At 50.2% G+C, this 22,047-nt stretch carries 23 protein-coding genes, 1 other RNA gene and 1 riboswitch; of the genes, 11 read left to right on the plus strand and 13 right to left on the minus strand.

From position 1 onward, the window contains the following. Positions 1–49 precede the first annotated feature (49 nt). Positions 50–162, minus strand: a riboswitch (TPP riboswitch). Between the two features lie 360 nt (positions 163–522). From ssrS to EV209_RS03560, 6 genes are all read right to left on the minus strand, one after another. Further along, positions 523–702: non-coding RNA, 6S RNA (gene ssrS, locus EV209_RS03535), on the minus strand. A 28-nt stretch (positions 703–730) separates the two neighbouring features. Then, on the minus strand, positions 731–1,342 hold the full coding sequence (locus EV209_RS03540; RefSeq protein WP_130433101.1) for a CDP-alcohol phosphatidyltransferase family protein: 612 nt from the start codon (positions 1,340–1,342) through the stop codon (positions 731–733). 30 nt (positions 1,343–1,372) lie between these two features. Next, positions 1,373–1,906 carry a hypothetical protein gene (locus EV209_RS03545; RefSeq protein WP_130433103.1) on the minus strand — a complete coding sequence of 178 codons (534 nt, stop codon included), beginning with the start codon at positions 1,904–1,906 and terminating at the stop codon, positions 1,373–1,375. Beyond that, entirely contained in the window at positions 1,897–2,520 is a 624-nt protein-coding gene (locus EV209_RS03550; protein ID WP_130433105.1) for a J domain-containing protein, read from the minus strand. Before EV209_RS03550 ends, EV209_RS03545 begins: the two co-directional genes overlap by 10 nt. Beyond that, positions 2,504–3,358 (minus strand): DUF5685 family protein, encoded by an 855-nt coding sequence (locus tag EV209_RS03555; RefSeq protein ID WP_130433107.1) that lies wholly within the window; start codon positions 3,356–3,358, stop codon positions 2,504–2,506. The genes EV209_RS03550 and EV209_RS03555 overlap by 17 nt, the downstream gene beginning before the upstream one ends. Before the next feature lie 91 nt (positions 3,359–3,449). Then, positions 3,450–4,826, minus strand: a complete 1,377-nt coding sequence (locus EV209_RS03560; RefSeq protein WP_130433109.1) for an MATE family efflux transporter — start codon at positions 4,824–4,826, stop codon at positions 3,450–3,452. 153 nt (positions 4,827–4,979) lie between these two features. Between EV209_RS03560 and EV209_RS03565 the strand changes: the two genes are divergently transcribed. Beyond that, a complete protein-coding gene (locus EV209_RS03565) occupies positions 4,980–5,876 on the plus strand; it encodes a DMT family transporter (protein WP_130433111.1) in 897 nt (298 codons plus the stop codon). 16 nt (positions 5,877–5,892) lie between these two features. On the opposite strand, the gene EV209_RS16590 is transcribed toward EV209_RS03565, so the two are convergent. Next, positions 5,893–7,299 carry an RNA/DNA-binding domain-containing protein gene (locus EV209_RS16590; RefSeq protein ID WP_165388800.1) on the minus strand — a complete coding sequence of 469 codons (1,407 nt, stop codon included), beginning with the start codon at positions 7,297–7,299 and terminating at the stop codon, positions 5,893–5,895. Positions 7,300–7,496: 197 nt separating this feature from the next. Here EV209_RS16590 and EV209_RS03575 point away from each other — a divergent pair, with 197 nt between their 5' ends. The 8 genes from EV209_RS03575 (at position 7,497) to EV209_RS03610 (ending at position 13,749) form a co-directional block, all read left to right on the plus strand. After that, a complete protein-coding gene (locus EV209_RS03575; protein WP_130433115.1) occupies positions 7,497–7,958 on the plus strand; it encodes a MarR family transcriptional regulator in 462 nt (153 codons plus the stop codon). 1 nt (position 7,959) lies between these two features. Then, entirely contained in the window at positions 7,960–8,523 is a 564-nt protein-coding gene (locus EV209_RS03580) for a cyclase family protein (RefSeq protein ID WP_130433117.1), read from the plus strand. Positions 8,524–8,604: 81 nt separating this feature from the next. After that, the gene (locus tag EV209_RS03585) at positions 8,605–9,258 is read left to right on the plus strand and encodes a TetR/AcrR family transcriptional regulator (protein WP_130433119.1); all 654 of its coding nucleotides are present in this window, start codon (positions 8,605–8,607) and stop codon (positions 9,256–9,258) included. A gap of 127 nt (positions 9,259–9,385) precedes the next feature. Further along, positions 9,386–10,642 (plus strand): MFS transporter, encoded by a 1,257-nt coding sequence (locus EV209_RS03590; RefSeq protein WP_130433121.1) that lies wholly within the window; start codon positions 9,386–9,388, stop codon positions 10,640–10,642. Between the two features lie 120 nt (positions 10,643–10,762). Further along, positions 10,763–11,893 (plus strand): helix-turn-helix domain-containing protein, encoded by a 1,131-nt coding sequence (locus tag EV209_RS03595; protein WP_130433123.1) that lies wholly within the window; start codon positions 10,763–10,765, stop codon positions 11,891–11,893. Further along, complete coding sequence (locus EV209_RS03600; protein ID WP_130433125.1) at positions 11,883–12,083, plus strand: PLDc N-terminal domain-containing protein; 201 nt, start codon at positions 11,883–11,885, stop codon at positions 12,081–12,083. The genes EV209_RS03595 and EV209_RS03600 overlap by 11 nt, the downstream gene beginning before the upstream one ends. After that, complete coding sequence (locus tag EV209_RS03605; RefSeq protein WP_130433127.1) at positions 12,083–12,985, plus strand: ABC transporter ATP-binding protein; 903 nt, start codon at positions 12,083–12,085, stop codon at positions 12,983–12,985. The genes EV209_RS03600 and EV209_RS03605 overlap by 1 nt, the downstream gene beginning before the upstream one ends. Continuing rightward, entirely contained in the window at positions 12,982–13,749 is a 768-nt protein-coding gene (locus tag EV209_RS03610) for an ABC transporter permease subunit (RefSeq protein WP_130433129.1), read from the plus strand. Before EV209_RS03605 ends, EV209_RS03610 begins: the two co-directional genes overlap by 4 nt. Positions 13,750–13,752: 3 nt before the next feature. Here EV209_RS03610 and EV209_RS16860 read toward each other — a convergent pair whose 3' ends face one another. After that, the gene (locus EV209_RS16860) at positions 13,753–14,979 is read right to left on the minus strand and encodes a GNAT family N-acetyltransferase (RefSeq protein ID WP_130433131.1); all 1,227 of its coding nucleotides are present in this window, start codon (positions 14,977–14,979) and stop codon (positions 13,753–13,755) included. A 381-nt stretch (positions 14,980–15,360) separates the two neighbouring features. Here EV209_RS16860 and EV209_RS03620 point away from each other — a divergent pair, with 381 nt between their 5' ends. Further along, entirely contained in the window at positions 15,361–15,822 is a 462-nt protein-coding gene (locus EV209_RS03620) for a rhomboid family intramembrane serine protease (protein ID WP_165388801.1), read from the plus strand. Continuing rightward, positions 15,819–16,223 (plus strand): GNAT family N-acetyltransferase, encoded by a 405-nt coding sequence (locus EV209_RS03625; RefSeq protein ID WP_130433135.1) that lies wholly within the window; start codon positions 15,819–15,821, stop codon positions 16,221–16,223. Before EV209_RS03620 ends, EV209_RS03625 begins: the two co-directional genes overlap by 4 nt. A gap of 56 nt (positions 16,224–16,279) precedes the next feature. Here EV209_RS03625 and EV209_RS03630 read toward each other — a convergent pair whose 3' ends face one another. The 5 genes from EV209_RS03630 to EV209_RS03650 all read right to left on the minus strand — a co-directional run bounded on the left by EV209_RS03630 (position 16,280) and on the right by EV209_RS03650 (position 22,032). Continuing rightward, on the minus strand, positions 16,280–18,202 hold the full coding sequence (locus EV209_RS03630) for an endonuclease MutS2 (RefSeq protein ID WP_130433137.1): 1,923 nt from the start codon (positions 18,200–18,202) through the stop codon (positions 16,280–16,282). 491 nt (positions 18,203–18,693) lie between these two features. Then, a complete protein-coding gene (locus EV209_RS03635; protein WP_130433139.1) occupies positions 18,694–19,443 on the minus strand; it encodes a GNAT family N-acetyltransferase in 750 nt (249 codons plus the stop codon). Between the two features lie 106 nt (positions 19,444–19,549). Next, positions 19,550–21,418 (minus strand): heavy metal translocating P-type ATPase, encoded by a 1,869-nt coding sequence (locus tag EV209_RS03640; RefSeq protein WP_130433141.1) that lies wholly within the window; start codon positions 21,416–21,418, stop codon positions 19,550–19,552. Between the two features lie 9 nt (positions 21,419–21,427). Next, entirely contained in the window at positions 21,428–21,646 is a 219-nt protein-coding gene (locus EV209_RS03645; protein ID WP_130433143.1) for a cation transporter, read from the minus strand. Positions 21,647–21,669: 23 nt separating this feature from the next. Further along, positions 21,670–22,032 (minus strand): ArsR/SmtB family transcription factor, encoded by a 363-nt coding sequence (locus EV209_RS03650; protein ID WP_130433145.1) that lies wholly within the window; start codon positions 22,030–22,032, stop codon positions 21,670–21,672. Positions 22,033–22,047 lie beyond the last annotated feature (15 nt).

Here is a 22,047-nt window from a genome sequence, read left to right on the forward strand (position 1 = left end):
GCAAAAAAATCCCCCTTGTCCTATACCAGACAAAGAGGCCTTGTTCCCGCTTCCGCGCGTTTATGCTTCCTACGCTGGCATTACCCAGATCAGGTTAAGGGTCAAAGACATTCTGGTGGTCTTAATCTCAGCCGGACTCATCCGGCACCCCTGATTTGATTCGTAATCAGTTTAGCTCAGTTTTCCAAAAAGGTCAAGTGTTTTTTCATCCGGCATCTCCCGCAGCCGGGGCCACAGCAAAGGCCACTGCTTTTACGCAGCGGCCCGTCTGAAGGATTCACTTCCTCACAGCCGCTGCCATAGGCACCCGGCTGATCTCTCTTCTGTAATCTATTTTTTTATCTTCTGTATAACTCTGCCCTGCAGAAAATACTGGAAATTTTCTGCTAAGTAATAAAGAGTCTGGCCCGCAGGACTCCCCCGCCGGAGCGCGGTCGCTTCAGCGGCCATATTTCCTTAGCGCGCAGTGCGCATCCCAAGGAGGGTTTTGTTTCATAGGGAACAAAGTTTCCTATGAAATAAGAAAATCCCAAAATGCCGGCTCCTACAAGTTTGACTCCTAGCGAAGCTAGGTGGGCGACCGCAGCAGGAACTTCTGCCTTCCACTCATAAGGAGGCCTGACATCCGTTCCGCAATATAGGAATCCCGTAGGTTGTCATGTAGGCTCAAATAATGTAAGATATCGAACACCCCAGGATTTTCTGTAAGATTATTATAACTTATGTCTCCCTATTTTGCAAGACCTTTCTGTGTGCGCACCGTATGGGGCACATCCTCTCCCCGCCACATGCGCCGGTATACCGATAGGTAGTGCAAAAACGCGTAAATCAGCAGCGCGCCGCAGATCAGGATCATAATTACAGCTGCCGGAGCAGGGATCTGGGGGAACAAAAAGAGCACAAACATAGCCATATAAAGGATAAATGTGCAGATTTTACCACACCACATGGCGCCGTCCAGACGGCGGTGTTTCTTTTTCAAAAGCGCCAGCCCCACAATGCCCAGCACAATCTCCTTTAAGGCAAACAGAACAAACACTGCAATCATCAGAGGATACCGCAGCGACAGGCAAATTACCATCGCTGCCTGCGTGAGCTTGTCGGCAACAGGGTCCAAAACCTTACCGAGGCTTGTAATCATATTAAATTTTCTGGCAATTTTACCGTCCAGGAAATCTGTAAAGCCGGACAGTGCGATCACCAGCGCCGCCATCCAGTAATCTCCCGTCTCTCCGGCCCGCAGATACAGCCACACAAAGGCCGGGATCATCAAAATCCTCAAATAACCCAGAATATTGGGAACAGCCAGCATCTGCTTATACCAGGTTTGTTTTTCTTCCATGTTTTTCCCCACTTTATCTGTCGCTTCTCATCAATGAGGCAGCCGTCCGCGGATTCTTCCCCAGATGGTTGCCTGGAAGCAGTCATAAGCCATATCAAATAAAAACCACGCCGCCTGGCCCAGCAGAATTGTTCCTGCCAGCCACCAGCCTGTAATTGGTTTCAGAAACAGCAGCTGTGGGAAGAACAGCACCATAGGCAGAAACATTACATTGAACACCGCCCATTTCAAAACTGCCTGCCACAGCCTGCGATGACCCATCAGCGGCCGCTTCTGCATCATTCTGAACACGCCCTCATCTGCCAGAACATACAGCCCCATGGCGCCAAAGGTAACGCAGTAAATTTTGTTGGGCGCCAGAAACACTCCCAGCACCACTGCCGCTGTAAAAAATGCGGCCCCGGCCTTCATTCCCCATTCCCGGATCACAATTCCCACCAGGAAGGCGGCCGCGGCCAGCAAAACCAATGTATTCCATTCAAAAATACCGCTGGCAACGATACACAGCTCCGCCAGAGCCAGCAGCACTCCGGTAAACGCAAGTGTCTTCGCACTCAGAAACATGCGCACAAATCTCCTCCCATACATTCGCAGCAGGTATCCGCAATCATCAGGTCACAGCAGAAATTGCCGGTTCCGAAACCCGGCCTCCCGTATCCATAGCTCATCTGCTGATACTGCTGTCCGCCGTACTGCAGCTGATTCACCAGGTTGCTGTACTCCCGGTTGCCCGGCTCCATGCTGGACGCTTGTTTTGCATGATCCATGGCCAGCACATTGTTGCCCACCCCCGCGTTTGCAATGGCGCTGCAGTAATACCAGCGCGCGCTGCGGTTGGACATCCGGGACAGGAGGGAAAGAGCTTCCTGATAATGCCGGCTGTTGATGTAATTATAAACCGCCTGCATCTCCACATCGTCCTGGTTGGAACTGGAATAGTTTCCCCCGCCGCTTCCGGCTCTGCCGTAGCTTCCGCCTCCGTAGCCGCCTTCCCGTTCTTTCATGATCTGATTATAGGCTTCCTGGATTTCTTTAAATTTCTCTTCCGCCAGGCCTGCCAGAGGGTTATTGGCATAAGAATCAGGATGGTACTTCCTGCTCAGATCTCTGTAAGCCTTCTTAATTTCATCATTGCTGGCATTGGGCGAAACGCCCAGCACCTCATAGGGGTTGCTCATTTTCCTGTTCCTTTCCTTCTTCCCGCTGCCTGCGCAGCTTATCATATCTGTTCCAAACGCCTGCATACAGGATATTCCGCAGTATCCCCGCATCCTGCAGACAGGGCAGCTGCTCAAAAGCGCGGCTGCATTCCGCCATCATCATATTCAGTATCTGCCCGCATTCCTGTTCAAATTCTTCAGAACGCGCGCGGTCGGACAGCACATTATATCTGCCTTCCTTTTTATCTTCTTCCAGGTCTTCCCAGGCGTCCATCAGGTAGATAAATTTCCCCAGGAAAAATCCCAGGCGCTTTAGTGATCCTGCCCAGCCGTCCTTTTTCCACAGGAGAATCTCTCCCATCAGCCGCCCGAAACAGGCGCTGACCTGATCCAGATCCGTACAGTTCTGCGCCTCCAGCCTTCTCAGCCGTCCCAGCTCCCTGCGGATAGCCTCGCACTGGACCGGATATTCCCCCCGCACGTTCTGTACCTGTCTGTGCAGGGATCTGGCGGAAACAAGAGCCGAAGCTTTATGTTCATCCGCCCAGTCGTCCAGAAAATGATAATATGCCAGCACCAGGTTCATTTTGGCGGCATATTCTGTAATCTCGTTGATCAGAAAATCGTGTTTCTGCGCCGGGTGCAGCAGACATCTGCCTGTGGTATGCTCCGTTTCCTGTTCATACAGGGAGGTGAGCAGCACTATGGCAAACGTCATATCATAGGACAGCGTCATCTGTCCCAGCGGCCCATACAGCTCTTTCAGCTTCCGGCAGAGGCCGCAGTAATATGCCTTGAACTGATAATACTCCCGGACCTTCAGTTCCGGCTTATTCACATTCACATACCCAAACATCTGCTCACCTCCACTTTTCGACTATCTTAGCACAATTCCGCGGGGATTTCCAGTAAAAAAACCATGACAAGTTTCTTAAATTTATGCAAATTCAGCCTCTCTCCCGGCTCCAGGGCAATCCGTCTTCTTTCGGCAGCCTCCGGCGCATCAGGAAATAACAGACACCATGGACGATCAGCGTCAGCAGCCAGCTCACCGGATAGGAAAAATACAGAACAGAAAGCGTCCTGTCCCAGGCAAAAAATGTATAAATCCAAAGCACCCGGAAAGCGCAGGCGCCGGTCAGTGACACAAACATGGGCAGCAGGGAATATCCCATGCCCCGCAAGCTTCCCACCATTACATCCATAACCCCGCAGAGAAAATAGGGAATGCAGATCATCTGCATTCTCAGCAGCCCGTAGTCCGCTACCGCCGCATCCGGGGAATAAATTCCCAAAAGCGGCCGGCCGAACAGATACATCAGATTTCCCATTACCAGCCCGATGACAGATACCACCGCAAGGGACATCCACCAGATTTTATTAATTCTGGTATACTTCCTGCCTCCCAGGTTCTGGCTGGTAAAACTCAGCGCAGTCTGATGGACCGCGTTCATAGACGTATATACAAAGCCTTCCAGGTTTGAGGCCGCTGTATTCCCCGCCATGGCCACGGAGCCAAAAGAATTGATGGAAGACTGAATCAGCGCGTTAGAAATAGAAAAAACACAGCCCTGCATTCCGGCCGGCAGCCCTATTTTAATCATCTGGATTAAAATTGGCTTCCTGATGCACAGCCTGCGGAAAGAAAATTTCAGGCTTCCTTCCATTTTTGCCAGGCAGCGGACCACCAGCAGGGCTGAAACAGCCTGGGAAATAACGGTAGCCAGGGCAACGCCCGCCACCGCCATATGGCAGACAATCACAAAAAACAAGTTCAGAAGAATATTGATGATCCCTGATATTAAAAGAAAATAGAGAGGCCTTTTCGTATCCCCCACGGCGCGCAGCACCGCGCTGCCGAAATTATACAGCATCATCACCGGCATTCCGCAAAAGAAAATCCTCATATAGAGTACGGCCAGAGAAAGGACATTTTCCGGCGTCCCCATCAGCTCCAGCAGCGGCCTGGCCAGCGCCACGCCGATCGCCACCAGCGCCAGCCCGGAGAGCACGCTGACCAACAGGGAGGTATGGACCGCGTCGCTGATATCTTTTTCCCTTTTTGCCCCATAATACCGGGCCACCAATACATTCGTCCCCACGGACAGGCCGATAAACAGGTTCACAAGCAGATTGATCAGAGAACTGGTGGACCCAACAGCCGCCAGAGACTCGTGGCCCGCAAACTGGCCCACCACCACAATATCGGCTGCATTGAACAAGAGCTGCAATATGCCCGATAACATCAAGGGCAGTGCGAAACGCAGGATTTTCCCCAGCAGAGGCCCGCTGCACATGTCCATTTCATAACTTTTCTTTGTCATTGTATTATCCACCGTAAAATTTTTGCATTTATCCTATAAAGATATCACATCCCAATTGAAAATACAACATAAAATCATTGACGAATCCTCCTCTTTTATGTCATAATCAAATTCGCCCGTCCGGGCCAAATCTTTATACCAAGGAGTTTTTTTATGAAAACACAACTGCGACAGTCTCTGATCCTGCTGCTCACCGCCGCTATCTGGGGAACCTCTTTTGTAGCGCAAAGCGTGGGTATGGATTATGTGGGACCATTTACCTTCAACAGCATCCGTTCCCTCCTGGGAGGGCTGTGCCTGATTCCCGCCATTTTCCTGCTGGACAGACTAAAATATAAAAATGAATCTGTAAAACCTGAATACAACAAGAAGAGAACCTTAACCGGCGGCGTATGCTGCGGCATTGTCCTGTGCCTGGCCAGCAATCTTCAGCAAATCGGAATGACTCATACTACAGTGGGGAAAGCTGGTTTCATTACTGCCTGCTATATTGTTTTAGTGCCAGTGCTGGGCATTTTTCTACGGAAAAAGGCCGGCCTGAAAGTCTGGGCCAGCGTAGCCCTGGCTGTGGGAGGGCTGTACCTGCTCTGCATCACTGACGGGCTGTCCATTCAGCCCGGTGACCTGTACGTGATGGGATGTTCTCTCCTGTTTGCGGTGCATATACTGGTAATCGATCATTTTTCAGAAGGTACGGACGGCGTGCGCATGTCCTGCGTCCAGTTTCTGGTCAGCGGCATCCTCTCCGCAATACCTATGCTGTTGTTTGAAGATCCAACCTTTTCCGCCGTCTGCGTTGCCTGGATGCCCATTCTTTACGCAGGGCTTTTGTCCTGCGGGGTAGGCTATACGCTTCAGATCATCGGACAGAAAAACATGAATCCCACTGTGGCTTCGCTGATCCTCAGCCTGGAATCCGTGGTAGCTGTACTGGCCGGATGGATTCTGCTGGGTCAGGCCCTGACTCTGCGAGAAACCTGCGGTTGTATCCTGATGCTGGCGGCCATCGTGCTGGCGCAGCTTCCCGGCAGAAAACCTGAAAAAGCCTGACCACAGGCCTATTCTATCAGGCCTTCAGCCTGTACCGCCTTCCCCGCCCCCGGCCTTCCGCCGTCACAATCTCTTTTTCTTCCAGCTCAGCCAGCACCTCCCGGGCCTGCCTCCCCGTCACATTCAACAGCTCTGCTATATTGCCGGGGGCTGCTGACACATTGGCGGTCAGATACTCAATCACCGCCGCCTGCTCCAGAGTCCTTCCGGACTTTCCCCGGCGGGGAATCCGGGACACCGCAGGGCTTCCGGAAAATTCCAATTCCAGCGTAATGCGGTCCGGATCAAAACTCTCTTTCAGTCTCGGCGCCGCCCACCCTTGTCTGTTCCATACTGCAAAAATATTGGGAATCCCTTTGCCGGCCCCTTCCCCCACATTCACCAGCTTGAACATCTTAATCAGCATTTCATTGCGCGGATCAGAAATCCCTCCGGCCCTGGCTTCTTCCAGCTCCAGCCGAAAGCTCCCCGGATTAGAAAACACAACCTTTCTGTTTCTTTTACTTATTTCCACTCCCCCGATTCCATAGTAATCTGTATTGATCAGACAATTTGCCATCGCTTCTTCCATCGCCCCATTTACTTCCTCTGAGTTGTCAGGATTCAGGAGCTCTTCAGAAACAGCGGAATAGAAATCAAAAACATTTTCCAGACCCCCGGCTCCGGAACGCAATGTTTTTCTTACTGTTCCACGATCCCCCTCTTCTCTGTATACCAGATCATATTCAGGGTACTCCCTGCAAATCTCGTTGCAGCGCCCGAACATCAGCAGGCCCGCGGCTGTGGGATGGAGCCTTCGGTCCGCTCCTCTCCCTGCCGCTCCCAGCCTGTAAAGAAACTTTCCATGATCCAGCAGCTCCCAGGCATGGCCCGGCCTGGACTGGCGCATCCTCTGTCTATACCTCGTCACTGTCCGCATGTCAAGGGATTCCAGACCCATATATTCAAGTATCTTCATATCCTGAGACTTTAATGCTGCATCCCGGGCCATGGCCTGTACCTCTCCCGGGCTGCACCTGTAATCCCCCTCCCCGTTCCGGCGGTAAGTCCCGCCCGCCGCGCTGCCATTAATATAGACCGGACGGTCGTAGCGCATGGCCCTGGGAACCGTGATCGCCACAATCCGCTTCCCTTCCGTTTCTATAACGGAGACATTTTCCTCAGAAAGGATATTTACACTGACTTTTTCCGGATCATTGACTTCAGCCCAGAATTGCAGGACTAAACCTTCGGGATAAGGCAGTTTCACCGGATGCAGACTCTTATCAGGGAATTCTTCCACCCCCAGCAGAATCACTCCGCCCAGGGTGTTGGCAAAAGCAGAATAAGTCTCCCACAGGCTCCCGGGAAAACCGCCCGTCGCTCGTTTTGCTTCAATCCTGTTATTTTCTTTATATTTCTCGATCTCCTGAAAATCAATCATCTTGGTTCCCCCATTCCCTGCCATTGTTTCTATCAGTGTAGATTATTCCAACCGCCCTGTCAATTTGTTTATCTGCCGAAGATAACGCACGTTGACAGCAGCCTTCTGAAACCCCATCCTTTTTATATGGTTTTTTTGTTGACATGGAAACATTTTTGGCGTATTATGTTTCTACGGAAACAAATAAGGAGATATTCATGGATCAGACAAAACAGCTTCTTTCACTTTTTGCAGAGCATCTTGAAAAACAGGATCTGCTGTCCAGACTTACCGAATCGGAAATCCTGCACGGCTGCGGGTATTCAGAAATACACTGTATCGCTGCGATCGAAGAGCTGGACAAGCCGAATGTCACCCGTATTGCAAAGCGGATGAAAATGACCCGGGGCGCAGCCAGCAAAATAACGAGGCGGCTGATCGCTTATGGTCTGGCAGAAAACTATGCATTGCCGGAGAACAAAAAAGAGGTATATTTCCGCCTCACTTCCGGAGGGAAGACACTTTATCAGGAACACGCCCGCCGGCACAGTCTGTGGGAACAGCGGGACGCCGCTTTTTTCAGCCGGTATTCCGAAGCGGAATTGGCGGAAATACAGGCATTTATGACGTCATTCAACAATTATCTGGAAACAAAAATTCAAGAAATCGGAGGAAAATAATATGTATGTTGATATTACCGTAAAAATATCTCCCAGGACGCTTCAGGACGCGCAGGGAAATGAAAAGAAGGCTCTGGTTGGCCATCTGGGCACACATTTCGACGTGATGGATAAGGAATTCCCATTGGAAAATATCCGCAGGGACGGGCTTGTCTTTGATGTGTCGGCTGTTCGGGACAGGGACATATCCGTCGGAGATATCGACACCGAAAAGATAAAAGCCGGCGACTTCGTGATCTTTCGGACAGGTTTTCTGGAAGAATCCGGGTACGGTACTTCTGAATATTTTAAGAATCATCCTCAGCTCTCCCAGGAACTGATCTGCCTGCTCACAGAAAAGCAAGTGTCCATGATCGGCATTGACTGCGCCGGAATCCGCCGCGGAGCAGAACACACGCCTGCAGACCAGCGCTGCGCAAACCGCGGGATTTTTGTAATTGAAAATCTCTGCTCCCTGGACAGCGTGCTGCGCGGAGCTTCCTGCGCTGCCTGCACAGTCCACACCTATCCCGTTAATTTCACAGGTATGACCGGGCTGCCCTGCCGTGTGGTAGCGGAAATTTAAACCAGCAGATTGTGGTTGACAACAGCCTTACTATGTGATACTGTTTTATCAGACCGTCGGTCTGTTTGGAGGCAAAGCATTATGGCAAGAAACAAATATCCCGAAGAAACCGTAAAACTGATTCTGGATTCTGCAGAAAAACTATTCATTGAGAAAGGTTATGAGAAAACTTCTCTCCAGGACATCATCAACGCTACCAACTTGTCGAAGGGAGCAATTTATCACCACTTTTCATCCAAAGAAGAAATTTTTCTCAGGATAGGAGACCGGACCGGGCAGAGAAATGCCGTCATCCTGGCGAAAGTCCGGGATAATCCTGCGCTGAACGGACGGGAGAAATTAAAGGAAATTTTCCGGGTATCCCTGCTGGAAACCAACCAGATCAATATGATCAACATGGTCCCGTACCTGCTGGATAACCCCAGATTTCTGGCAATGCAGATCAGGGATATTTATGAAGAAGTTGCGCCTGGTTATATCCAGCCCATTCTGGAAGAAGGCATTGCAGATGGTTCTATCCAGGCGGAGCATCCCCGGGAGCTGGCCGAAGCGATTCTCGTCCTCTCCAATATCTGGATGCACCCCCTGCTGCAGCCTACCAGCGCAGAAGCCATGAAAGCCAGATGCGAAGTGTTTATCCAGCTGATGAAGGGTATCGGCATCGATGTCCTGGATGAAGAACTGGCTTCGGTCTACGTTGGCTTCAGCCAGTTCCTGGAAAAGATCCACAAATAACCTGGAACTGCTCGTTACAGAGCAGTTTCTCTTTTGCCTTAATACAAACCGACGGTCGGTTTATGTTATTCCAACGGACACTGCGTTTCCTAAAGGCCCATATCTTAATGTAAAAGGAGATCTTACTATGAAACAAGATTCAAATTCATCAAAATTATTCACCCGGGACTTCACACTGGTGGTGATCGGGCAGGTCATCTCCCTTTTCGGCAACGCCATCCTGCGTTTCGCCCTTCCTCTTTACCTGCTGCGGCTGACTGGATCTTCCACACTGTTCGGAACTGTCACCGCCTGTTCCTTCATCCCCATGATCCTGCTCTCTCTGGTAGGCGGCGTCCTGGCGGACCGGATCAACAAGCGGAATATCATGGTGATACTGGATTTTTGCACCGCTGCGCTGATTACAATTTTCTGCCTGTCTATGGGCAAACTCCCTGTTGTTCCTCTGTTCATTGTATTTCTCATGATCCTGTACGGGATCAGCGGCACTTATCAGCCCGCAGTCCAGGCCAGCGTGCCTGCTCTGGTCAGACAGGAAAAATTGATGGAAGGAAACGCTGTCATTAACTTTGTAAACACCCTTTCCGGGTTGACCGGCCCGGTGATCGGCGGCATCCTCTTCGGAATTTGGGGCATCTATCCCATTCTGATCATCAGCATCGCTTGTTTTACCTTCTCCGCCATTATGGAAATTTTCATTGTAATTCCATATCAAAAGCGGCCGGCCCAGAAAGGGCTGCTCTCTGTGGCAAAATCTGATCTGTCAGAGAGCTGGCGTTTTACCCGGGACAGAAAACCTGCGTTCTTTTCTGTGGTAGCCGCGCTGGCGGCATTTAACCTGGTTCTGTCTCCCGCAATGATCGTCGGCATCCCTGTCATGGTTGTCAATATTCTGGGTATGGATGATTTCAGCCTGGGCCTTGCCCAGGGCGTCATGGGCCTGGGAGGGCTGGCAGGAGGGCTGGCGGCCGGCCCTCTCGCGTCTCTGATCCCGGTACGGCGCAGCTACTGGCTGCTCCTCACCTGTGCCCTGTCTTCTGTCCTCATGGGCGCCGCGCTGTTGCCGGGACTCCCCGCTCTGGCAGGGTATCTGATTATCCTGGCAGGAAGTTTTACCGCCATGGGCGCATCCACGCTCTTCACCATTCAGATATCCACAGTTGTACAGCAGCAGACACCGGCCCATCTGGTAGGAAAAATCATGGCGGCTATTATCTCTGTCTCCATGTGTACCCAGCCCCTGGGGCAGGCTGTTTACGGCTTGCTCTTCGATCTCTTGTCCGGAGTCCCTTTTCTGGTCATGTTCGGAGCAGGAGCTGCCGCGCTGGCAATCTCCCTGTATTCTAAAAAGGCATTTATAAAACTGGAAGACGTCTCACGCTGATTTTAGCGCTGAAAGCCGTCCTGTTAACTGTCAGTTGATTTTATTTCCCAATGTATCTTTTCGCTCCCTTGTGCATTGAACATAACCATCGTATAATAACCTCACGAAGGAGATGAAAAGATGAATGTTTTCAGTTTACCAAAAAATCTGCAGGAGTTCCGGCGGGGCCGGGGCATAACCCAGGAAGAGCTGGCCGACTTCATCGGCGTTACAAAAGCCTCCGTTTCCAAATGGGAAAACGGCCAAAGCCTGCCGGATATCCTGCTGCTTCCCCAGCTGGCCGCATATTTCGACGTATCCGTGGATGACCTTCTGGGATACCAGCCGCAGCTGTCAACGGAACAGATCCGAAAATACTATCATGATCTGGCTGCTGATTTTGCCGAGCTGCCTTTTGAACAGGTAATGGACAAATGCCTGGTGCTGGTAAAGAAATATTATTCCTGTTATTCATTCCTGCTTCAGATCTCTGTGCTGTGGCTGAATCATTTCAGCCTCGCTCAGTCCCCTGAACGGCAGAGCGAAGTTCTGGAGCAGGCTGCAGAGCTATGCTTGCGTATTCTGTCTGGAAGCAGGGACATTGGACTCTGCAATGACGCTGTTTCCATTAAAGCTGTGATTGATCTGCAGCAGGGAAGGCCCCAGGATGTGATTGATTCCATGGAACAGCTCCTGGACCCCCGGCGTTTTACCAGTCAAAGCGATGCAGTACTGATCCAGGCCTACAAAGCTGCCGGAGACATCTCAAAAGCTGACAGTTACGCACAGATCTGTCTTTATAATCATCTGCTCTCTCTGGTGGCGGATGCAACACAGCTGCTGCTCCTGCATCCGGAAGATCTGAACCTCTGCGAGGAAACTATCCGCCGGATCTCCCAGGTAAACCAGGCATTTTCTTTTGACCAGCTGAATCCCAATACCACCGCCGCCTTCTATTTCTACGCTGCTGTGGTATATGCGGGCCACCGGCAGCCGGAGAAGGTATTTCAATATCTTTGGAAATATGCCGGGCTCACCCGGTCTCTCCTGGACAGTGATATCCTGCTTCACGGAGACAGCTATTTTAATTGTCTGGACAGCTGGTTTCTGGAAAGTGATCTTGGCGCGGAAGCGGTCCGGAATAAAAAACTGGTGCGCGGCAGCGCCATTCAGGCTCTGGATCATCCCTCATTTGCACCGCTGTCTGAGACAAAGGAATTCCGTCAAATCCGCAATTTTCTGGAAAAAGAAGGAGGCCATAATGGATTTTGAAGATCTGATCCCGTTTTTGATCCCGCTGATTATCGCGCAGTTGGTGCTTTTAGGATACACCCTGTGGCATATCCTGACCCATCCCCACTATAAAAGAGGCAGCCGCCTGCTCTGGATCGCGGTCAGTGTGATCGGAATGCAGTTCTGGGGCCCTATCGTTTATTTCCTGTTTGGAAAGGAGGACGTCTGATGGATGTGCTGGAGCTTTCCCATGTTTCCAAAGCCTTTGGCAGGACCCCTGTGCTGAAGGATCTCAGTTTCTCCGTGCCGGAGCACACAGTCTACGGATTTATCGGACAAAACGGCGCAGGAAAAACCACTACTATGAAAATTATTCTGGGCCTCTGCAGGGCGGACGGCGGGGAAATCCTTGTCAATCGCGAAAAGGTCCGCTATGGATCCGGCAGAACCAACCGTTATATTGGCTATCTTCCGGACGTCCCGGAATTTTACGGATACATGACTCCCCGGGAATATCTGGCTCTCTGCGGCCGCATCACAGGAATGGAAGATGGGGAAATCAAAAAAAGATCCGGGGAGCTCCTGGAAATTGTAGGGCTCACCCAGTCAGACAAGAGAATCCAGGGATTTTCCCGGGGGATGAAACAGCGCCTGGGCATCGCGCAGGCACTGATCAACAGCCCCCGCCTGCTGATCTGCGACGAACCCACCTCAGCGTTGGACCCGGCGGGCAGAAAAGAGATCCTGGATATTCTTTCCGCTGTAAAAGAACACACCACAGTTATTTTTTCCACTCATATTCTGTCTGACGTTGAACGCATCTGCGACGAGGTGGGACTCCTTCATCAGGGAAGCCTTGCCCTCCGCGGCTCCATAGAAGAAATACGGCAGATGCGCCGCAGCGACGGGTTTGAGGCGGATTTTTACGCTCCGGAGGACGCCGAATATTTCCTGCAGTTATATCCCCAGGGGGAAAGGCTGGGAAAAACCCAGCTTTTGTATCCGGGGAAAAGCCGGAAGGAAATGGAGAAGGCCATGAGAATCCTGGTGGAAACCGGCATCACGCCTCAGCGTCTGGAGATGAAAGAACCCACCCTGGAATCATTGTTTATGGAGGTGACTGGCACATGAAACAGCTGGCTGCATTTACCCAAAAAGAATTTCTGGAGCTTTTCCGCACAGGGAGATTCCTGATTCTGGCAATCATATTCCTTCTGTTCGGCATCATGAACCCTGCCATCGCCAAGCTCACGCCCTGGATGATGGAGCTGTTTTCCGAAAGCCTTGCAGAATCCGGCATGGCCATCACTGAAATACGTGTGGATGTGATGACTTCCTGGGCACAGTTTTATAAAAATATCCCTATCGCCATGGTCATCTTTTTTATCTTGTTCAGCAATATTCTGACCGGGGAATACCAGAAGGGAACCCTAACCAATATGCTGACCAAAGGGCTGTCCCGCTGGAAAGTGCTGGCTGCCAAAGGCTTCACTGTCCTGCTGCTCTGGACAATCTGCTTCTGGCTCTGTTTCGGAGTCACTTATGCCTACAATGCGTACTTTTGGGGAAACGGCAGCGTGCCCTATCTGTTCCTGTCGGGCCTGTGTATCTGGCTTCTGGGGGTATGGCTGATTTCCCTGCTGCTGCTGGCGTCCTCCATCTTCCGGACCGGTTCGGCGGTTCTGCTGGCAGGCGGCGGAGTATTCCTGCTGTCCTACCTGTTAGGGATGCTTCCGGCCCTCAGCCGCTGGACGCCCATCTACCTGTTTGCCGCCTCCGGGCTGCAGGCCGGCGCATCTCCCTCAGAATTTCTTCCTGCAGCCGCCGTCGCAGTGCTGCTTTCTGCGGCAGCTGCCGCCGCTTCCATCCCCATCCTTGCCAGGCAAAACCTTTAGCTGTCAGGGCCTGAACAGCGTATTGTTAATATTCTTTTGCATCCAGCGGTAAAATCCCAGATTCAAGAAGGATTTTACCGCTTCTTCTGTTTCATTCAAAAATAGTTCCAACAGCTCCATCACGCATTCATTGGCCCGCTGGAAGCCTCCTTCCCGGAGATTCGCATAGGCTTCTTCCACCATCCGGAAACGCTCCGGAGGTACAATTTCATTAAGTTTTTTCAAGCCCAGGAACGCGTACTGCCTGTCGTACAAAGAACGCAGCAGCCTGGCGCTTTCTGCAACAGAGCTGTCCAGAATCCTGGCTGTCCAGGCATAATTTTTCCTGCAATAAGCCGTGTCAGCCTCTACCATATAATAAAGCGCGCTGGAAAAAGAGGCGGCCAGCTCCGCAGGGCTCATTTCCGGCCTGTCCCAGCGGTAATCTGCAAAAATCCCCTCCGGATCATAATGCACCTTTACCGGATCGCTGTGTTCCATATTTTCGGCAGTGACTGTATAAAGGTCCACATGCAGCCCGTTTTCATAAATCGCCAGCAGCTGGGGCGCGCTAAACTGGTTTTCTTCCCAAAATACAATATTTCCATAGGATTTTAAGCATTCCAGACGCTTGTCCAGAAACGCCTGAAAATCCCCTTCTGCTGTCACCACGTACATATCAATATCAGAATACGCGTCATCGTCTCCCCGTCCGATGGACCCCTTTAATACAATCGCCCGGCAAAGCCCCGTATCCACCGCGGCCCGGCCCACCTTGTCAATGGCTTCATATCTTCTGGGCCGTTCCCGTTCCATCACAAAATTTGTGAGCAGCACGCCGTCTCTCTCCACCTGCTGCTCTCGTACCGCCCGGTACCCCCGGCTTTCAAAAAAAGGAACCGAGGTGACTGAGGCGTGTACTGTCAGCTTCTTATCCTTTGCCCTGCTTTCCAGAACGCCGCAAATCCCAGAGCCGACTCCCTGTCTCTGAAAATCCCTGTGCACATAAAGCCTGTCCAGATACCCCGTTTCATCTATATCCCCAAAACCGATCAGACGGCCGTTTTCCTCTGCGACAACACTGTCATGGTCTGCAAATGACTGTTCCCAATCCCCGGTCTCCCACTTTTCAGGAGCCCAGGCGTTGACCTGTTCCTCCGTGTAGTCTCTGCGGTTTACCGTATGAACCGTATCGTAAAACAACTGCATGACCTCCCCCAGGTCTTCCTTCCTGTACTCTCTTATAATCATCTTCTATCCTCCCTTGATGTCCGTCCTTTGGCAAAAATATTATTTCAATATAGCATAAATCCCATACTCCCGCAACTGTTCCTTTCAAATCAATCCTTAAACAAGACTGTTCTATAAAACTGATGGAAATTAGAATATTTTTGTGATAAAATAGCTTCAGATATATTCGATTTTATACAATAAAGAGTCCGGCTCGCCGGAGGGTTTTGTTACATAGGGAACGTAGTTTCCTATGTAGCAGGAAAGCAGAGACGCATCATGTTATCTAGAATTTCCGGAATAAAGGCCACATTTTTTATCATAGCTATATGGTGCATATTATTTATTTCCGATCAGTTTTTTGGACTTTTCCCTTTACTATGCGGCAAAGGTCTGCATCTTATGGGCGGACAGTATTACCGCATATTCACCGGAGCTCTCCTCCATACAAATTTCATTCATTTGGCTGTGAATTGCGGTACATTATTCTGGGTCGGGCGCTTTTTGGAAAAAAACATAGGAATTTGGAAATATCTCAGTTTTGGAATTGTCTGCTGCTTCCTGGCACAGCTCGTTTTTATGTCCGTATACCCAAATGTATCCGGTTCCGCCGGCGGTTCTCCCCTGATTTTTTCCTATTTGGGGTTGATTTCGGCTCTCCAGATTTTTGATGCAGGGTTTCCCCGGTTCCGTCCGGGGACCTGGTACGGAAACTGGATATTAATTTATGCTGTGGCGGCAAATATTCCGTTGTTTTCTTGGATGGACTCCTCGGCTCTGGCAATTCACTTTATTGCCTTTGCCACTGGTTTTGTTATGGGAAGTATTTTAGCTATAAATATTAAAGGCAGGATAAAAGAATGAATTATGAAATAAAGACGGACAGGCTGATTTTGCGTCCATTGAGTACAGACGATCTGGAAACCGTGCATGCATATGCTTCTGATGAAGAGAACACTGCATATATGTTTTGGCTGCCAAATCACACAATCGAGGAAACCCGCCAGTTTTTAATTCGTGTTTCCAGTGAGTGGCAAAAAGGAATCGCATCTGAAGCTGCTTTTGCCATAAAAGATTTTGCCATAAATACATTGCATTTGAAAAAGCTGATTTCAAACTGCGATTATAGAAATGCCGCCTCATATACTCTAATGAACAAAATAGGCCTGAAGCTTGAAAAAGACGATGGGGTAAGGACCTATCCTAAGAAGCATGAGACAGTGAAGCAATTGACCTATTCGATGGAGACCGGCGATATTGGATAAACACGGGAGGCCTGGCCCCGGCAGCCGCTTCAAGCAGCTGCCGCAGCTTCACCTTTTCAATTTGGGCTCTCCAATTCAATGCTGAGCCCCTCCTGATACTTTCTCTCCATCATATGTCTTGCCTTCCTGTTTTCCACAGTGTCAAAAACAATGGAAAAATCATAATCCTCCGGATACAGCTCTGTTGCGGCTACTTTAAGCTTCAGACGTTTATGGTTGACCAGCACCTTTTCTTTCTGAATCTGGACCAGTACATTTCCCTGCCTGTCAGCGGGCTTCACTACTATGCCGATTTTGTTTTCCGGCAGGATCGTCACGCTGTCCCCTCTGGCAAAACCTGTTCCGTGCACAGCTTCTTTTTTACCGTTTTTCTCCCCCTCTATTCCGGGCATCTTTTTCTTGATCAGGCCGGCGTCTTTTTCTTCTAGATTTAAATCTTCAAATATTCTGTCTGCCTGGCTCCCGTATGCCGCCCGGGCCGCTGTCCGCAGCATTTGATTCGGAATGCCAAGCCTCTTGGCGATATAGAGGGCGCAGCTCTCCCCGGATTTTCCCATTTCCAGCCGGTAGAGAGGCTTCAGGCTTTCCCTGTCAAAGGCCATGCGCGCATTGATAATCTCTTCATGGCTTTTCGCGTACTCTTTTACTTCCGGATAGTGGGTTGTCACCAGAAAAAGAGCGCCGCTTTGCCGCAGCTCATCCAAAATGGCGACAGCAATTCCCATACCTTCCGCCGGATCTGTTCCGGATCCCAGTTCATCCAGGATCACCAGGCTCTCCCTATCCGCCCTTGTCAGGATTTCCAATATATTTTTTATATGGGCGGAAAAGGTGGACAGGTTATCTGAAATATTCTGGCCATCCCCAATATCGCATAAAATCTGGCTGTTCATTGCAATATCAGCACGTTGGCAGGGAATATGAAGCCCCGAACAGGCCATCGCGCTCAGCAGCGCGGCTGTCTTGATCGTCACAGTCTTTCCACCGGTATTTGGGCCTGTAATCACCATCCCCCGCTTTCCTGTACTGATTTCAAAATCCAGAGGAACGCAGCTTTCCGGAGGCAGCATGGGATGCCTGGCCTTTTCCAGGAAAATCCTCCGTTCCAGGTTTACTTCTGGTTCTACGCCATTCATATCCATGCTCATTTTCCCTTTTGCGAACATAAAGTCAAGAAGTATAATTACTCTGATATCTTCCCTTATTTCTGCCTCTGATAAAGCAATTTGTTCCATTAAAGAATAAAGAATGCGTCTTTCCTCTGTGTCTTCCTGGATTTGATACAGCTCATATTCTTCCCGTAATCTGGCCGCTGCCTTTGGCTCAATAAAAAATGTAGAGCCTGTTGAGGACTGATCCACCACAATCCCCGGCACTTTGGACTTAAATTCCTTTTTTACAGGAATGCACAGCCTTCCGCCCCTCTGCGCCACAAAAGAATCCGCGGCATATTTTTTATTGATGCTTAATGCCTGTTCCGCCTTTTCCCGGATCTTTTCACGGAGCAGCTGGATCTGCCGCCTGATATTGCGAAGAGGAACCGACGCATAATCGTCTATCTTTCCTCCGCGGATGGAACGTTCTATTTCTTTCTGCAGTCCGGTCAGCGGATTCAGGTTATCGCTGTAAAATGCAATCCCCATCTGCGTGTGGTGGTGGTTCTCCAGATAGCTTTTCAGACGCCTGACTGCTACCAGAAAACCCCCTGTCTGCTCAATTTGTTCCGGCAAAAGCAAATCTCCTCTCACAGACCGTTCCAGATATTCCTCAATATTTTCCATAATCGGGAGCGGCGGCGAGCCTGCTTCCTCCAGCATTTTCCTGGCCTGGGTGGTGTCCCGCATATTTTTGGCCAGTTTTGAATAAGACCGGTAAGGCCGAAGGGCTTCCGCCATCTCTTTTGCCTGCCCGGAACAGGCGTATTCCTTCAGTTTTTCTATAATTTGATTGTATCCTATTGTTTTTAATGATTGGTCCATTTCTTATCCTTTCTTTTGAAAAAGAATCCCGCTCGCGGGATTTCCCGGAGGGTTCTGTTGCATAGGGAACGCAGTTTCCTATGCAAAAATAAAAGAAAAACCGCAGACGCATCCGCCCTTTCAGGCATACAGCTTCCACGGTTTTATTTTATCCAGACATTCAGGCCTGCTCTCCATCTTTTCTGAACATTATAAAATAAAAAGAACACAGCCATACAGCCATGCTCTTCATTCATCCATAATAATACGGACGATCGTATATGAAGTGTATGATATATTAGTAAGGCAGATACGCCGGCATTCTGCGCATACCGGCAACAGGACCAGATGGAATATGTCACAGCAAAACCACCCGTCCCTGCAACTATTTAATTAGCCGCAATCTCCATTACTAACACAGTTAACATGCACTTTCCTCTCTTTCTTCATTCTGGATTTATTATAGCATAAATTTTCACCATGTCAACCCCTGATGATGCCCGCATAATCCTTTACTTTTTCAATATCCTGCCAAGACTGCCCGCATCCAGCAGATTCACTGTCTCAAATCTGCCTTTATAAAATACAGCCCAGTTATTGAAAACGCAAGGCAGTTCCTTCGCTTTCTGCAGCGTATCCACCTGAATCAATGAAACCGGAACCGCGTTCTCTTCACAATATTTTCTGACCCATTCTATTCTCTGGCGGATATAGGGGCACTGCATATCATAGTAAATCGTCAGGTCTTTGTTTGCCGGCTCCCCGCTCTTTACATTCTCTGCAAACTTTGGCCTGGTCCCGTCAAAAGAAAGGGCGAGCAGCTCATACCCATCCTCAGTAGTATCCACTGCCTCAAATCCGAACTTCGCCGCAAAGGACTGATCAGAAAGCCAAGCCTTTTGCTTTTTGGCTCCCAGCATGCAGACGCCGGATTTTCCTTTTGCTTTCGCGTCAGCGATACAATACTCCATCAGTGCTTTGCCATGCCCTTTTCCCTTGCAGGTTCCTGAAACCCACAGACAATACACATATAAGTAATTGTCGCCGGTAACGGGAACCCAGGCTGTCTCAAGAGGCGCGTACTCAATGAATACAATGGCTTTTTCATTCAGCTTGCGGAACACATGTCCTTCCTTCAGCCGGTCTGCCAGCCATAAACGCTTTGCTTCGATGCCGGGATGGGGCTTTTTGCTTCGGATCAGGCAGCACAAATGCTCCTCCGCCAGATTATCTTCTGTTATATTGATAAATTCAGTATTCATGGGCGCCTCGCTTTTTATTTTAACTATACTATATCTGCTAGAATCTTTCAATAAAAACTCGAAACCTGATAATCAAACTTGATTGATCATCAGGTTTCTGTACATTTTATTTCGTCCGCAAGGCTCTCATTGCGTTGATAATTGCGATGACGGAGACGCCCACGTCTGCGAACACTGCTTCCCACATATTCGCCATTCCGAAAGCGCCCAAAATCAAAAAGGCTGCCTTCACGCCCAGAGCAAATATAATATTCTGTTTCACAATGCGCAGCGTCTTTCTGGCGATTCTCATAGTGGCGGCGATCTTTCTGGGATCGTCGTCCATCAGCACGATATCCGCGGCTTCTATGGCAGCGTCAGACCCCATGCTGCCCATGGCTATGCCGATATCCGCTCTGGAAAGAACCGGAGCGTCATTGATTCCGTCGCCTGCAAAGGCCAGCTTATCTTTGCCGGACTGCATCTTCAGCAAATCCTCCACCCGGTCCACCTTATCTTCCGGCAGAAGTTCCGCATAAACCTGATCCAGCCCCAGCTCTGCCGCAACAGCTTCTCCTACCGAGCGCTTATCCCCTGTCAGCATCACTTCTCTGCGGACGCCCGCGTCCCTCAGCTGGGCCACAGCATCTCTTGCTTCCGGTTTTACCGTATCCGAAATCACCACCGTTCCGGCAAACCTGCCGTTTTCCGCCAGATATACGATAGTCCCTGCCTGCTCTGCCCGCACAATGCTGATTCCGAATTTCCCCATCAACTTTTCATTGCCTGCCAGAACCGTTTTCCCGTCCACTTCCGCTTTGATGCCGTGTCCGGAAATCTCTTCCACATTCTGCACCCGTCCCGTATCCACGTTTTTGCCAAAAGCGGCTGCAATGGATCTGGAAATGGGGTGATCGGAATAGCTCTCGGCCAGAGCCGCCAGTTCCAGCAGTTCTTCTTCTGTTCTGCCGGCAGGATACAGCCCTGAAACTCTGAAATCCCCTCTTGTCAGAGTTCCCGTCTTGTCAAACACAATGGTGCGCATTTCGGACATTGCTTCCAGATAGTTGCTGCCCTTGACCAGGACGCCGATCCGGGAAGCCGCGCCGATTCCCCCGAAAAAGCTTAAAGGCACGGAAATTACCAGCGCGCAGGGACAGGAAATAACCAGGAAAATGCAGGCCCGTTCAATCCACTCGCCCCAGTTTCCCCCTGTGATCAAAGGCGGCAGCAGCGCCAGAAGCAGCGCGCCGATCACAACTGCCGGAGTATAGTATCGGGCAAATTTTGTGATGAAATTTTCTGTCTTCGCTTTCTTTTCACTGGCGTTCTCCACCAGTTCCAGAATTTTGGAAACAGTGGAATCTTCAAATTCTTTTGTCACCCGGACATGCAGCAGGCCGCTGCCGTTGACGCATCCGCTGATGACCTCCGCCCCGGCCTGAACCCCCCTGGGAACGGATTCCCCTGTGAGCGCGGAAGTATCCACCATGGAGCTTCCCTCTGTCACAATGCCGTCCAGGGGGATTCTCTCTCCCGGTTTCACCAGGATCACATCTCCCACTGATACATCGTCAGGGTCCACCTGAACCACCTGGCCGTCCTGTTCTATATTTGCGTATTCCGGGCAAATATCCATCAGCTCGGAAATAGACTGGCGGGAACGGTTCACTGCATAGCTCTGGAATAGCTCGCCCACCTGGTAAAACAGCATCACTGCCACGCCCTCTGAATATTCCCCAACACCAAAGGCGCCGAAGGTAGCGATCATCATTAAAAAGTTCTCGTCAAATATCTGTCCGTGGCTGATATTGCGGGCCGCTTTCCAGATCACGTCCCAGCCGATCAGCAGATATGGGACTAAAAACAGCAGAAATCCCACCGGAAAATCCCAGGAGATTCCTGCTGCGCCTGTCTTTTCCATAACCATCAGCGCAGCCAGAATAACAAAAGATAAGATAATACGCAATAGTGTGCGTTTCTGCTTTTTGTTCATCTTCTCACCTTACATCTGAATCCGGCAGTCCGGCTCCACCTTTCTGCAGACCTCCACAACCTGCTTCATCACTTCATCAAATCTGTCCTCTGCTGCTTCCACCGTCAACTTCTGCATCATAAAACTCACGCTGGCATTTTCCACGCCCTCGATTTTTTTAATTGCATCTTCCATCTTCTGCGCGCAGTTGGCACAATCCAGATCCGCCAGTTTAAACTTTTTCTTCATTATTCCTGTCCTCCTGAAATCATTTACTTTTCTGTTAAATGCGCCATGCCCTGGTTCAGAATTGAATGCACATGCTCGTCGTCCAGGGAATAAAAGACCTGCTTTCCGTCTCTTCTGCTTTTCACCAGCCTGGACTGTTTCAGAATCCTCAGCTGATGGGAAATTGCCGACTGATTCATATTCAGCAGCTGGGCGATGTCGCAGACGCACATTTCGGCTTCAAACAGCACATATAAAATTTTGATCCGGGTGGAATCCCCGAATACCTTGAACACTTCGGCCAGATCATACAGCGTATCTTCCTCCGGCAGCTGTGCCCGCGCTGTATTCACCAGGTCTTCGTGTACCTGGATCTGTTCGCAGCATTCCACATCATGAATTGCCATCTGTCTCCACCTCCT

This window comes from Cuneatibacter caecimuris (assembly GCF_004216775.1).
Classification (GTDB): Bacteria; Bacillota; Clostridia; order Lachnospirales; family Lachnospiraceae; genus Cuneatibacter; species Cuneatibacter caecimuris.

Bases quoted from the DNA above. Each gene is read 5' to 3' on its own strand.
- EV209_RS03540 (WP_130433101.1), bottom strand. From the start codon at position 1,342: ATGGAAGAAAAACAAACCTGGTATAAGCAGATGCTGGCTGTTCCCAAT.
- EV209_RS03545 (WP_130433103.1), bottom strand. From the start codon at position 1,906: ATGTTTCTGAGTGCGAAGACACTTGCGTTTACCGGAGTGCTGCTGGCT.
- EV209_RS03550 (WP_130433105.1), bottom strand. From the start codon at position 2,520: ATGAGCAACCCCTATGAGGTGCTGGGCGTTTCGCCCAATGCCAGCAAT.
- EV209_RS03555 (WP_130433107.1), bottom strand. From the start codon at position 3,358: ATGTTTGGGTATGTGAATGTGAATAAGCCGGAACTGAAGGTCCGGGAG.
- EV209_RS03560 (WP_130433109.1), bottom strand. From the start codon at position 4,826: ATGACAAAGAAAAGTTATGAAATGGACATGTGCAGCGGGCCTCTGCTG.
- EV209_RS03565 (WP_130433111.1), top strand. From the start codon at position 4,980: ATGAAAACACAACTGCGACAGTCTCTGATCCTGCTGCTCACCGCCGCT.
- EV209_RS16590 (WP_165388800.1), bottom strand. From the start codon at position 7,299: ATGATTGATTTTCAGGAGATCGAGAAATATAAAGAAAATAACAGGATT.
- EV209_RS03575 (WP_130433115.1), top strand. From the start codon at position 7,497: ATGGATCAGACAAAACAGCTTCTTTCACTTTTTGCAGAGCATCTTGAA.
- EV209_RS03580 (WP_130433117.1), top strand. From the start codon at position 7,960: ATGTATGTTGATATTACCGTAAAAATATCTCCCAGGACGCTTCAGGAC.
- EV209_RS03585 (WP_130433119.1), top strand. From the start codon at position 8,605: ATGGCAAGAAACAAATATCCCGAAGAAACCGTAAAACTGATTCTGGAT.
- EV209_RS03590 (WP_130433121.1), top strand. From the start codon at position 9,386: ATGAAACAAGATTCAAATTCATCAAAATTATTCACCCGGGACTTCACA.
- EV209_RS03595 (WP_130433123.1), top strand. From the start codon at position 10,763: ATGAATGTTTTCAGTTTACCAAAAAATCTGCAGGAGTTCCGGCGGGGC.
- EV209_RS03600 (WP_130433125.1), top strand. From the start codon at position 11,883: ATGGATTTTGAAGATCTGATCCCGTTTTTGATCCCGCTGATTATCGCG.
- EV209_RS03605 (WP_130433127.1), top strand. From the start codon at position 12,083: ATGGATGTGCTGGAGCTTTCCCATGTTTCCAAAGCCTTTGGCAGGACC.
- EV209_RS03610 (WP_130433129.1), top strand. From the start codon at position 12,982: ATGAAACAGCTGGCTGCATTTACCCAAAAAGAATTTCTGGAGCTTTTC.
- EV209_RS16860 (WP_130433131.1), bottom strand. From the start codon at position 14,979: ATGATTATAAGAGAGTACAGGAAGGAAGACCTGGGGGAGGTCATGCAG.
- EV209_RS03620 (WP_165388801.1), top strand. From the start codon at position 15,361: ATGGGCGGACAGTATTACCGCATATTCACCGGAGCTCTCCTCCATACA.
- EV209_RS03625 (WP_130433135.1), top strand. From the start codon at position 15,819: ATGAATTATGAAATAAAGACGGACAGGCTGATTTTGCGTCCATTGAGT.
- EV209_RS03630 (WP_130433137.1), bottom strand. From the start codon at position 18,202: ATGGACCAATCATTAAAAACAATAGGATACAATCAAATTATAGAAAAA.
- EV209_RS03635 (WP_130433139.1), bottom strand. From the start codon at position 19,443: ATGAATACTGAATTTATCAATATAACAGAAGATAATCTGGCGGAGGAG.
- EV209_RS03640 (WP_130433141.1), bottom strand. From the start codon at position 21,418: ATGAACAAAAAGCAGAAACGCACACTATTGCGTATTATCTTATCTTTT.
- EV209_RS03645 (WP_130433143.1), bottom strand. From the start codon at position 21,646: ATGAAGAAAAAGTTTAAACTGGCGGATCTGGATTGTGCCAACTGCGCG.
- EV209_RS03650 (WP_130433145.1), bottom strand. From the start codon at position 22,032: ATGGCAATTCATGATGTGGAATGCTGCGAACAGATCCAGGTACACGAA.